The organism is Streptomonospora alba (genome assembly GCF_000826685.1).
GTDB lineage: Bacteria > Actinomycetota > Actinomycetes > Streptosporangiales > Streptosporangiaceae > Streptomonospora > Streptomonospora alba.
Genome location: NZ_JROO01000014.1, coordinates 170,690 through 182,339, shown reverse-complemented (window position 1 = coordinate 182,339; position 11,650 = coordinate 170,690). Strand labels below are relative to the sequence as shown.

At 71.6% G+C, this 11,650-nt stretch carries 8 protein-coding genes; 3 read left to right on the top strand and 5 right to left on the bottom strand.

Annotation, left to right across the window (positions count from 1 at the left end; genetic code table 11):
* Nucleotides 1-428 (top strand): Tn3 family transposase (locus tag LP52_RS09130; protein WP_157036280.1); only part of this gene is annotated, 428 nt, incomplete at its 5' end.
* A gap of 254 nt (nt 429-682) precedes the next feature.
* Here LP52_RS09130 and LP52_RS09125 read toward each other — a convergent pair.
* Complete coding sequence (locus tag LP52_RS09125; protein WP_040272372.1) at nt 683-1,654, bottom strand: CPBP family intramembrane glutamic endopeptidase; 972 nt, start codon at nt 1,652-1,654, stop codon at nt 683-685.
* Between the two features lie 53 nt (nt 1,655-1,707).
* A complete protein-coding gene (locus LP52_RS09120) occupies nt 1,708-2,271 on the bottom strand; it encodes a DUF3887 domain-containing protein (protein WP_040272371.1) in 564 nt (187 codons plus the stop codon).
* Nucleotides 2,272-2,630: 359 nt separating this feature from the next.
* Between LP52_RS09120 and LP52_RS09115 the strand changes: the two genes are divergently transcribed.
* Nucleotides 2,631-3,206, top strand: coding sequence for a recombinase family protein (locus tag LP52_RS09115; protein ID WP_040272369.1), 576 nt, complete (start codon nt 2,631-2,633; stop codon nt 3,204-3,206).
* Nucleotides 3,207-3,441: 235 nt separating this feature from the next.
* Here the strand turns inward: LP52_RS09115 and LP52_RS09110 are convergent, their stop codons facing one another.
* Nucleotides 3,442-4,389 (bottom strand): alpha/beta hydrolase family protein, encoded by a 948-nt coding sequence (locus LP52_RS09110; protein WP_040272367.1) that lies wholly within the window; start codon nt 4,387-4,389, stop codon nt 3,442-3,444.
* A gap of 200 nt (nt 4,390-4,589) precedes the next feature.
* Here LP52_RS09110 and LP52_RS09105 point away from each other — a divergent pair, with 200 nt between their 5' ends.
* Nucleotides 4,590-4,961 carry a MerR family transcriptional regulator gene (locus tag LP52_RS09105; protein WP_040272365.1) on the top strand — a complete coding sequence of 124 codons (372 nt, stop codon included), beginning with the start codon at nt 4,590-4,592 and terminating at the stop codon, nt 4,959-4,961.
* 244 nt (nt 4,962-5,205) lie between these two features.
* Here the strand turns inward: LP52_RS09105 and LP52_RS09100 are convergent, their stop codons facing one another.
* Together LP52_RS09100 and LP52_RS09095 are read right to left on the bottom strand one after the other, a co-directional pair.
* A complete protein-coding gene (locus LP52_RS09100) occupies nt 5,206-10,665 on the bottom strand; it encodes an ATP-binding protein (RefSeq protein WP_040272364.1) in 5,460 nt (1,819 codons plus the stop codon).
* A 222-nt stretch (nt 10,666-10,887) separates the two neighbouring features.
* Nucleotides 10,888-11,508, bottom strand: a complete 621-nt coding sequence (locus tag LP52_RS09095) for a class I SAM-dependent methyltransferase (RefSeq protein ID WP_040272362.1) — start codon at nt 11,506-11,508, stop codon at nt 10,888-10,890.
* Nucleotides 11,509-11,650: the final 142 nt, after the last annotated feature.

Below are 11,650 nucleotides of genomic sequence, written 5' to 3'. Positions count from 1 at the left end.
TCGGCCGGTCGGTGCGCACCGTGTCCCTGCTGCGCTACCTGGCCGACCCGGTACTGCGGGCCCGGATCACTGCGGCCACCGACAAGGTCGAGTCCTACAACGACTTCTCCCAATGGCTGCGGTTCGGCAACAACGGGGTGTTCGCCGACAACGACCCCGACGAGCAGGAGAAGCTCATCAAGCTCAACACGCTGCTGGCCAACCTCGTCATCTTCCACAACGTCCTGGACATCGCCGAGGTGGTGCGCGACCTGGTCAGGCAGGGGTGGACCATCACCGCCGAGGAGATCGCCGCCCTGTCCCCCTACATCCGCGCCCACATCACCCGGTTCGGCGCCTACGCCACCGACGTGCTGGGGATCGAACCGGAGGCGTTCGACCCCGCCCTGGACGAGATCGACTTCACCGTCCTGGACCTGGCCGCCTGAAGGGCGGACCAGTCCCGTCACCCCTTCGGGCTCCAGGACCGAGCCGCGCGCAAGGACCGTAACCCCAAGACCGGCGAGCCGATCGAGAACGCCGTGGCCTGGGCCCGCCTGCGCCTCGGACAAGAACCTCCGCGAAATGGCGAGGCGTCCCTCGGGGCGACCGGGACCCGTAGGCAACTCCGGCCACGCGGGGGGCCGGTATTCCCTGGCCACACCGCTACACCCGTTCTCGAAGGCCGCAGAATCCGCTGTCGCTACTCACGGGTTACTTGTCCCGTCGCCGGGTGTGCAGGGAGACGCCCCTTCTTCGACGGCGGGGTGGACGGGTGCTTCGCGGAAGCGAACTGTCCCGTGGCGATCAGGACCACGACGAGCGCGAGCGGCACGATCCACCCGCTCCAGCCGAGGACCGTCGCCTGCGTGGTGTCGACGTGCTCTCCCGCCGCGGCGAAAAGGAGGTAGGTCCCGCCCGCCCCGTTGAACGCGGCATGTGCCAGGGCTGCGGGCCACACGGATCCCGATCGGAGCCTCAGCCAGCCGAAGACCGCCCCGATCAGAACGCACATGGCCACCATCGCGGTCAAGCCGAGCCAGCCTGGTGCATCGGGGTAGTTGTACCCGAGGAGGATGAGCGGGGCGTGCCAAAGGCCCCAAATCACGCCAGAGACCAGGAGGGCCGGCAGAGTGCCGAGCGGTATCAGTTTCGGGAGCAGCCATCCGCGCCACCCGAGTTCCTCGCCCAGCGCCGGGATGAGGTTGATGAACGCCGCCAAGGGGAGCAGGGCGATCTGGAGGGCGATGAGCGCGCCGATCGGTATCGGGATTTGGGCCGCTCCTGCGGTGTCCGCCTGCTCGTCGAGGGCCTGCTGGAAGGCGGAGAAGTTCGTGAAGTCGGCCGGATAGACCCCCAGCAGCGCGCCGACCGGGAGCGCCACCAGGACCAGCGCGATGGAGACGAAGATTCCCAGCGCCGAGTAGACGAGGAGTCTGCGCACCGGTCTCAGCGGCCACAGTCCGAGCGTCCACGCCTTCTGCTGCGGCCGCTCCACGAAGAACACGACGATGAGGGCAGCGATCGCGGGGGTCATCATCGTGGCGGTCGCCACGGGGGTGAACCAGGGGCTGGCGAGTCCGTCCCCGAACCAGAGAGGGAGCGCGAAGAGCCAGGCGAGCGCGAACGCCAGGGCGGTGAATACGCCGATGGGTCGCAGGTCTCGGCCGCTCATGCGGGGGCCGCCACGGGGCGTGGTCGTCTTCGATCCGCCCGGAGATCCGTTGGTCACGACATCTGCCCTTCGAGGATGTGCAGACCGGCGATGGTGCGGTCGTCGCGGAACGCGATCCGTGCCGTGTAGTCGCCCGCCTCAAACGAGAGTGGCGTGTTCGTGATGGTCACGTCGCCGGCCCGGGTGACCTCCGGCTCTCCAAGCCCCTCGAAGGCTCCTGACAGGCCGACGATCTGCGCCCACGCGGCCGCGAGCGCGTCCTCCGATAGGGCATCGCGCATGGTCGGATCGAACTGCTCGGTGACACGCGTCCATTGCCCGGAAGCGAGGTCCTCGATCGTCGAGGCGGCCAGTTCGGCAACGCCGGAGAGTGGCGTGGTGTTCATGGGTTCTCCTGTTCTGGGATCGATTGGTTTGCCATAGCGCTGAAACGCCGCTTGCCTGCTCACGCCGAGCGCGTCACCGATGACCTGCCACGTAGCGCCGTTCTGGCGCGCCTCCTGCACGACAGCACGCACGACGTCATCGGCGGCCGCCTGCATGCTCACGGCACGCCCTATCGAGTCGGCCCAGTCGTCGTCCTTCGTCAGGACACGTGCCGCGAGGAACGCCTCCATGCGCGCTTTCAAGGCCCGCAGCGCATCTGTTAATCGTTCTTGCATCTGTAAAGGATAGCTTTACAACCGGACTTTGCGCCAGGAGGGTGCGCGCAACGATGCGCGACGCTGGCCAACCGGGTGTGTCCGCCCACCGTGAGGGCTCATCCACCGACTCGTAGTCTTTCCTCTGGCGCGGGCGCGGCGGCGCGGTGTGCAATTGGATGCCGCACCGCAGCCGTCGCCAACAGGATGCCGCTCTGCCCCCGTGTGACCACGCCCTGTCGGGCGACTACACGGACATGGGCGCCGAAGACATGGAAGACACTCCCGTTCGGAAAACGTTTCTGAACGCGTTTTCTGAACACTGGGAGGTGGGGATGGCGCTGGTCGGACTCGTGCGGGCCAGCACGAGCAAGCAGGAGACCCGACGCCAGCACGAGGACCTCGATGCGATCTGCGTCAAGGTGTTCGAGGAGAAGGTCAGCGGCAAGCTCAAGGTGAGCGACCGGCCCGCCCTGAAGGCCGCCCTGGACTACATGCGCCCCGGCGACATGCTCACCGTCCAGGAGGCCGACCGGCTGGGCCGCAACTTCCTCGAGGGGCTGATCGTGCTCCACGACCTGTTTGAGCAAGGGGTAGCGGTCAAGATCCTGGACGGCATCGCCGCCGGAGAGCACACCGAGCGCAGCCTGATCCTGGACCTGGCGCTCGCCCTGGCCGAGGACCGCCGCCGCGACATCGTCCGCAAGACCCGCAACGGCCTGGCCTCGGCCGCCCGGGCCGGACGCAAGGGCGGCCGCCCCCGTGTGGTCGACGCCGACAAACGCCGCGCGATCCTGGCCCGCCGAGCCGAGGGCCAATCGCTACGCGAGATCGCCCGCGGGGTCGGGGTGAGCCTGGCCGTCGTGCACGGCGAGGTCAAAGCAGCGGAGAACGACCCCGAGCAGCAGTAGCTCAGCTACCTGACGACCTGGCCATTGCCCCTTTCGGGCTTACTTGGTTCGCCCCCCTCGGCGGCGTCGGCAGGGCCCGTCTCCCGCCGACAGCAGGATCTGCCCGGGCCTGCGGCCGCCGTCGCTCATCGTGCGTCGTGTGGACGGACGAGGAGGAGACGGTGGCCGCAGCCCCGCCCGCACGGCCCCCACCGGCAGGACGGCGACGGACCTCCGGACTCTCACGCGGGCGCGATCACGTGGATTCGATCCGGGCCAGTGGATGGGTGCCCTCTGACAACGTCTCGTGCGCCGCCGACCAGGCCGAACCGTCGATGCCGAGCGCATGGCGGAGATAGGCCCAGGTGACCCGCTGGATCAGGGATATCCGTTCGGGGTTCTCGTCGGTGTTCTCTTTGACCTCATAGCCGAAGACTCCGCCGAGCGAGTGTTCGGCCCCCGCGACAGTCAGCAGGCTCTTGTGGCCTGGGCTCAAGAAGTAGGGGTCGGCCGTCCAGTCCGCCCCCCGGACGGTCAGCGGGAGGTGGTCGGCATCCCCCATGACCACGAGGGCCGGGGTGGTCATGTCCGCGAAGCTCGGGGCCTTCAGCCACGGGAAGTTCGCGGCGGCCCACGGTGTCAGGTCGTCTCCGCCCCGTCCGGCCGTGGCGAGCAGCACGCCGGCCGTGACCCGGGGATCGGCCAGGTCTTCTGACTCCCCGCTTTGCGGATCGCGGACGCGCATGCCCAGCAGGACGCCCGCCGTCTGGCCGCCGAAGGAGTGTCCGGCTGCGGCGATGCGGCTCCGATCGATGCGCCCGCTGAGGCCGGGGACGGCGGCTTCCAGGAAGTCGAGCCGGTCGAGGATGCGCTTCATGTCCTCGACGCGGAAACGCCAGAACCGCGGTCGGCGGGGGTCGTCCTCGGGAATGGCCAGTGTCTTGGAGTCGAGATGGGTCGGTTGGAGTACCACGAATCCGTGAGCGGCCCAGAAGTCGGCCAAGGGACCGTAGCCGTCCAGCGACGAGCCGAAGCCGTGCGAAAGGACGACGACCGGCAGTTCCCGTCCGGTCGTCGGCGCGGAGACGCGTACGTGCAGGTCTGCGCCGCGGTCCGGTGCCGACAGCACCACCGGCTTCACCGAGACGATCGGAGCGGCTGCAGGGACGGCCACGCTCGTGGCCGCCGGGTCTGTTTCGATCATGGACAGATCCGTCCTTGGACTGTTGCGCGGTTGGTGTGATCGGCGGCGACGCGGTGCCGGGCCTTGTTGCGCGTTGACCGGCGCCGGCCCCGGTTGATTCCTCGTGCCCAGGGCGTTCCGCGGCCGTCATGGGCTACGCTAAAACCTGACGTTGACGTCAGAGGCAAGTCCTGTGGCCGGGACCACACGGGGGAGGCAAAGTGCGCATCGGCGAGCTCGCAGCCAGGACGGGCGTCAGCGTTCGGGCGCTGCGGTACTACGAAGAACAGGACCTGCTCGCCTCACAACGCAGCGCCAGCGGTCAGCGCCGTTACGCCGAGGGCGCGGTCGACCGGGTCCAGCTCATCCAGCAGCTGTACGCCGCCGGGGTGCCGAGCAGGTCGATCGCGGATCTGCTGCCGTGCGTCGTGAACGGCCGAGCCACACCGGAGCTGCTCGAGCGGCTCTCGGCCGAACAGGCCCGTATCGACAGCAGAATCGAAGAGCTCACGAGCGCACGCGACCGGCTCGGCAGCGTCATCTCCAACGCCATCGCCAACTGGCGGACCGGCCGAAGCTGCCGACCCGGGTAACCGGTATCCGGGCTCTACGCCCGAGTCCGCCCCGAAGCCGCACCCTCGCTGATCAGGAACGGGTGAGGTGCAGGCCGACGACGCCGTTCGACCGCTCGGGACGCCCGGGGTTGCGAAGCGGGCCTGCACGCCGTCGGGGAACAGACGCGGATCGCCGAGGAGGGCCAGGCGCCGCGGCGCCTGCAACGCGGCCGGGGGGCCGCCCGCACGCTGCGGGCGGCCCCCCGGCCGGCGTCGTTCGTCGTCAGCCCTGCTTGGCCTCGATGGCCTCGATGATGCGCGGGCGCAGTTCTGCGGCGGAGACGACCGCGTCGACCGAGCCGACCTCGACCGCGCGGCGGATGTCGTGCACGCCGTCGAACTCCGCGGCGACCTCGCCGAGCTTCTCCGCGCGCACCGAGGAGCGCAGTTCGTCCAGCTCGGCCGTCAGCGCGGCGCGGTCGGCGCCGGAGGCGGCCTCCGCGCGGGCCTCCAGCTCGCGCATCCGCTCGTCGGCCGCGGTGCGGGCGTCGACCTCGCCGGAGAACACCACCGCGGCGGCCGGGGCGCCGCCCAGCACCGAGGCGAAGGAGCCCTCGACCGCCAGTACGGTCATGTCGGGGTTCAGCGCCTTGGAGAACACCACGAACGCGCCGCCGTGGTAGCGCGAGATCACGCAGAACACGATGGGGCCGCGGAAGTTCACGATGGCGCGGCCGATCTCGGCGCCGTACTCCAGTTGCAGCTTGCGCATCGACTCCGGCGAGCCGTCGAAGCCTGAGAGATTGGCCAAAACCACCAGGGGCCGGTTGCCGCTGGCCGCGTTGATCGCGCGGGCGGCCTTCTTCGAGGAGCGCGGGAACAGGGTGCCCGCGGTGTAGGTGTCGGGGCCGTCGGTGGGCGGGAACCCGCCCCGCGGCACCGACCGCGACTCGATGCCCAGCAGGCACACCGGCATGCCGCCCAGGTGGGCGTCCTGCACCGCCGCGGTTTCGGCGTCGGCCATGTTGGCCCAGCGTTCCAGCACCGGGTGGTCCTGGTCGGAGACCGCCCGCATCACCGTGCGGATGTCGAAGGGCTTCTTGCGCTCGGGGTTGGCCTCGGCGGAGAAGATCTCGCCGACGGTGGTGAAGTCGCTGCCTTCCATGGCGTGCGGGAACTCGCACACGTCGCGGTCGGCCGGGTCGGCGGTGGCGGCCCGCCGCGGCGCGGTCTCCCCGGGGGCGATGTAGGTGTGGTCGTAGTGGCGCATCAGCACGTCGCGCGCACCGGCCAGGTCGGGCGCCCAGTACTGCGCCTGGCCGTTGGGGCCCATCACCCGGTCGTAGCCGCCGATGCCGAAGTTGTCCTCGGCCGAGACGCCGCCGGAGAAGTCCAGCGACTGCTTGCCGGTGAGCACCATCGCCGAGTCCGGCGTCATCACCAGGACGCCCTTGGTGTGCATGAGCATCGTCGCCTCGGCGTTCCAGTACGGCTGCGCGCCGACGTTGATGCCGGCGACCACGACGTTGATCTCGCCGCCGTCCTGGGTGAACTCGACGATGCGCTTGAGCGCGGCGGCCACCCAGTCCATGTTCTCGGTGCCCGACTCCATGGAGATGCGGGCGCCGGCCGACAGCGCGTACCACTCCAGCGGCACACCCATGCGCTCGGCCAGATCCAGCGCGGCGATCACGCGGCGGCACTCGGGCTCCGACAGGGCGCCCAGCGACTTGGTGGGATCGCCCAGCAGCACCACGCGGGTGACGCCGTGGCGGTGGCGGCGGGTGGGGGTGGTGACCACGCCCGCCACGATCGCGGCGCTGTTGCGGCCCTTGGGCCGGTCCACGGGCACCAGGCGGTTGTCGTCGTCGAGGTCGTGCTCGGTGAAGTCGCCGAGCAGGCCGGTGAGCTCGTAGGGGTAGACGGTGTTGCGGCGGGAGGCGCGCAGCACCTTCTGCCGGTAGTCGTCCAGCGGCTGCACGGGTTCGGTGGGCGGCGGACCGAGGGTCAGCTCGGTGTGGCCGGTGGCGTCGAAGGTGACGCGCACGCTGGTCTTGGTGAGCTCGCCGGTGGCGGGATCGCGCCGGCGCGCGATGACCAGGATCTCCTCCAGCCCGGCGCCGGAGGCGGTGGGCAGTACGCGGTCGGCGATGGTCTGCAGTTCTTTGCGGGTGATCTCGCTGGGCGGCCAGACGTAGACCACGATGCGGTTGGTGTCGAAGCGCTTCTTGGCGGGTCGGCGCGAGCGGGCGCGGCGGATGGCGTCCAGGCAGGCGGCGACGGCGTCCTCGGCGGTGGGCAGCGCGACGAGCCTGCCGTCGTGCTCGCGCAGCTCGGTCAGGTCGCGCACCTGGGTGAACGCGACGAGGCGCTCGTCGGAGGGGTTCTCGCGGGCCGCGGCCTGGAACAGGTAGACCTCCTCGTCCGCCGACGGCAGCCGGGTGAGGTCGAAGTGGCGCAGCCGCTCCATCTGCATGCGCTGGGCGATGTAGGGGTGCAGGCCGCGGATGAGCCGGTCCTCGGCCATCCCGGCGGCGGAGGGGCGGAAGGTGAAGTGGTGGTGCATCACCGCGCCGCTGCGGCCGGCGACGGTGGCGGTGAGCCGGCGCACGCCCTCGGGCAGCGGGTGCTGGGCCAGCGTCTGGGCCAGGGCGTGTGCCATGTCCTCGGAGTCCTCGGGCTGGTTCTCCCAGGCGAGGTAGACGTCGGCGTCGACGGAGGCCTCGTCTCCGGCCAGCTCTGCCAGCCCGCGCAGCGCGTTGCCCAGCTCCGCGAAGCTCACCGCGGCCGAGACCACGCTGGAGTCGGCCCGTTGGGCGACGGTGAACGTGCAGTCGGCGGCCGTGCGGGTGCGCACGTCGGTGAGGCCCTTGTTGCCGTAGTAGCGGCGGGTCAGCACCTCCAGCATGACGGTGTTGTCCCGGTTCTCGCGGGCCAGGCGCTGGCCGAGCAGCCGCACGAGCGGCTCGGTGCTGCGCACCATCTCGGCGATGCGCTCGGCGCGGTCGGGCGCGTCGGGGTGGGCGTCGAGGTGGCGCAGGTGCTTGCGGACGTTGGCGTAGACGCGGGCGCGGTTGCGGCGCAGCAGCGGCTGGCCGAACCAGGCGAAGACGACGCCGCGCGCCAGGTCGGCGACCGCGGGGAAGCGGACCTGGGTGGCCGAGACCAGCCGCTCCAGCACGCGGCCGGCGGGCTCGCGCAGCTCCTCGTCCGGCGGGGGCTCGGCCAGCCAGGCGCGCAGCAGTGCGGCCACGGCCGAGGCGTCGGAGGAGGCGTGCTGCTGGGCCAGGAAGATCCGAAAGACCGCGGCTTCCAGGTCCGCCGAGCGTTCCAGGTCGGTGACGCCGTAGTGCCCCAGGGCCGTGGCGAGCTTGGCCTGGAAGGCCGGCGGCAGGCCGGCCCGCTCGACGTCGAGGCTCTGCAGGTAGGTGTGGAAGTGCTCGCGGGGGCTGTGCACGCGGGTGTCGGCGCCGCCGTCCTCGCCTGCGGGGCGGTTGCGGCTCAGCTCCGCGAGGTCGGCGAACACCTCGAGCAGGCCCAGCTCCTCGGCCAGGGCCCGGTGTCCGCCGGCGGCACCCGCCGGGCGCGCGGCCAGGTAGTCGTCGAGGACCCGGCGCTGGTCGTGGGGGTCGACGTCGAAGCCCAGCAGCAGGCTGCGCAGATCCTCCCGGCCGCGGGCGAGGCGCTCGCGCACCGGGACCGCCTCGGAGGCGGCGGGCAGGTCCAGCTCGACCGGGGCGGCGTCTGCGGTCTCGGCGGTTTCGGCGTCGGCCAGCGGCTCCAGCCGCAGCAGCGGGGCGCCGGCGGCGACCTGGCTGCCGACGGAGACGACGCTCTCCTTCAGCCGCGCCTTGAACGGCGCCCGAAGCACCGTCTCCATCTTCATGCTCTCCAGCACCAGCACGGGCGCGCCCGCCTCGACCTCGGCGCCGGCCTGCAGCGGCGTGGCCACCACCAGCGCGGGTGCGGGTGAGCGGATCACGCCGCCTTCGTCGCGGCTGACGCGGTGGGTGACACCGTCGATCTCGACCAGGTGGGTGGGTCCGTGGGTGCCGGTGAGCAGGCGGTAGCGGGTGCCGTTGACGGCGATGTGGCCGGTGTGGCGGTCGAAGCGGTCGATCTCCACATCGGCGGTGCGCACGTCCCCGCCGGCCTCGACGCCGACACGGAACCGGTGGGCGCCCACGCGCGCGACGCGCACCCGGTAGCCCACGCCGCGCAGCTTGAGGTCCAGCGGGCGTCCGCTCTCGTGGCGCACCTGCGGGCGTCCGCCGAAGGCCGTCGACAGCAGGCGCTGGCGCTCGACGCGCTCTTCCTCTTCGTAGGCCTCGACGGCGGCGGCGGCCAGCGCGACGCCGGAGTGGCGGTGGCAGACCAGGCCGCCCTCGGAGCGCACGCGGTCGATCCAGCCGGTGTCGGCGGTGGCGTCGACGACCTCGGGGCGGTCGAGCAGGTCGAGCACGAAGCTCTTGTTGGTCGCGCCGCCCTCGATGACCACGGTGGTCTGGGCCATGGCCCGGCGCAGCCGGCCCAGCGCCTCGTCGCGGTCGCGCCCGTAGGCGATGATCTTGGCGATCATCGAGTCGAAGTCGGTGGGGATGGTGTCGCCCTCGCTGACGCCAGTGTCCACGCGGATGCCGGGGCCGGCGGGCAGGTCCAGGTGGGCGATGCGGCCGGGGCAGGGCGCGAAGTCGCGGTCGGGATCCTCGGCGTTGAGGCGGGCCTCGACGGCGTGGCCGCGCTCGGCCGGCGGCTCTCCGTCGAGCGTGCCGCCCGATGCCACGTGCAGCTGCGCCTTGACCAGGTCGAATCCGGTGGTGGACTCGGTGATGGGGTGCTCGACCTGCAGGCGGGTGTTGACCTCAAGGAACGCGAACAGCCGCTCGCCGGGGTGGTAGAGGAACTCCACGGTGGCCGCGCCGCGGTAGTCCACCGCCACGGCCAGGCGCTCGGCCGAGGCCTTGAGCTCGGCCGCCTGGTCGGCGCTGAGCACCGGGGAGGCGGACTCCTCGATGACCTTCTGGTTGCGGCGCTGCACCGAGCAGTCGCGCACGCCCAGCGCCCAGGCGGTGCCCCGGCCGTCGGCGATCACCTGCACTTCGACGTGGCGCGCGCCGGTGACCAGGCGCTCCAGGAAGACCACGCCGCTGCCGAAGGCGCGCTCGGCCTCCTGGCGGGTGCGCTCGTAGGCGTCGGCGAGCTCGGAGGCGTCGGTGATCACGCGGATGCCGCGCCCGCCGCCGCCGGCGGCCGCCTTGAGCATCAGCGGGTAGCCGATGCGATCCGCCGCCTCGCGGGCGCCGTCGAGGGTTTCGACGGCGCCGCGGCTCCAGGGCGCGACCGGTACGCCCACCTCCTCGGCGATCAGCTTCGCGCCGATCTTGTCGCCGAGCTTGCGCATGGCCTCGGCGCTGGGCCCGATGAAGGTGACACCGGTCTTCTCGCACAGTTCGGCGAAGGCGGGGTCCTCGGCGACGAAGCCCCAGCCCACCCACGCGGCGTCGGCGCCGGACTCGACCAGCGCGCGCTCCAGCACGGCCATGTCGAGGTAGGGGCGCGCCGACGCGGGGCCGAGCTCGTAGGAGCGGTCGGCCTCGCGGACGAAGGCGGCGGCGCGGTCGACGTCGGTGTGCAGGGCCACCGTCTCGATCGGTGCCCCGGTTTCGGCGGCCAGGTCCCGGACGGCGTGGACGAGCCGCATGGCGGCTTCGCCGCGGTTGACGATGGCGATACGGCTGAACACCGGAGAGAGCCCTTCTCGCTAGAGGCGACGGATGACAACGATGTGGGGGGCGCGGCACAGGGACCGCACCATTCAACCCTGCCGTGCTACCGGGCGGTAGCGCTATGTCGCACCCAACGGAGCGAGGACGGCCCCGGTTGTGGGAATCGTCCAAAACCGGTGGCCACCGCGCGGCCGGACGTGTGCGAGTTCACAGCCGAGGAGCCCGCGTCCGTGCCGCGTTCACCGACTGCGGCGGTGCACGCTGACGGCGTAGCCGCCGCCCGTGTAGGCGTCGCCGTCCCACGTGGCGTGGCGGCTGACCGGTGCGAGTCCGGCATCGGCGCACCAGGTGTCGTAGTCGGCCAGCGAGACCGGGGCCTGCTCCAGCGGCAGGTGCTGGGGGTCCAGGCCGAATCCGGCCACCAGCAGCCCGCCGGGGCGCAGCAGCGACGCCAGTCCCGACACGACCGCGGGCTCGGTGCCGGGGGCCAGCAGCGGGATGACGTTGCCCGCCGCCACCGCCATGTCGAAGTCCGGATCCAACCCGAGCGCGGCTACCCCGGCGAGGTCGGCTTCCAGCCAGGTCATCCCGGGTGCGCGGCGGCGCGCCTCGGCGAGCATGGAGGCGTCGGCGTCCACGCCCGTGCACGTGTGCCCCAGCTCGGCCAGCCGGATCGCGACCCGGCCGGTACCGCAGCCGGCGTCCAGAACTCGCGAGGCCGGGGCCAGCAGGTCGGCGCAGAAGTGCGCCTCGCCGTGCACGTCGGCTCCGGATTCCGCCAGGGCCGTGAATCGTGCGGCATAGCGCGCGCCGCCGTCGCCTCCGGTGAGCTCGGCCCACCGGTTCTCGTGTGCCTCCACTGTCTCGCCGCCCTCCTTCTCGACCGCTTCGCCCCGACGGTACCGCCGGCCGGTCGGCGGCGGAGGATCGCCGCATCGGCCCGGCCGACCGGGGCCCGCATCAGACCCGCCTGGACAGACCGCTCCCCGCGCCCGCCGACGA

Excerpts from the sequence above, each read along its gene's own strand:
- LP52_RS09110 (WP_040272367.1), bottom strand. The coding sequence starts at position 4,389 with ATGATCGAAACAGACCCGGCGGCCACGAGCGTGGCCGTCCCTGCAGCC.
- LP52_RS09115 (WP_040272369.1), top strand. The coding sequence starts at position 2,631 with ATGGCGCTGGTCGGACTCGTGCGGGCCAGCACGAGCAAGCAGGAGACC.
- LP52_RS09120 (WP_040272371.1), bottom strand. The coding sequence starts at position 2,271 with ATGGAGGCGTTCCTCGCGGCACGTGTCCTGACGAAGGACGACGACTGG.
- LP52_RS09125 (WP_040272372.1), bottom strand. The coding sequence starts at position 1,654 with ATGAGCGGCCGAGACCTGCGACCCATCGGCGTATTCACCGCCCTGGCG.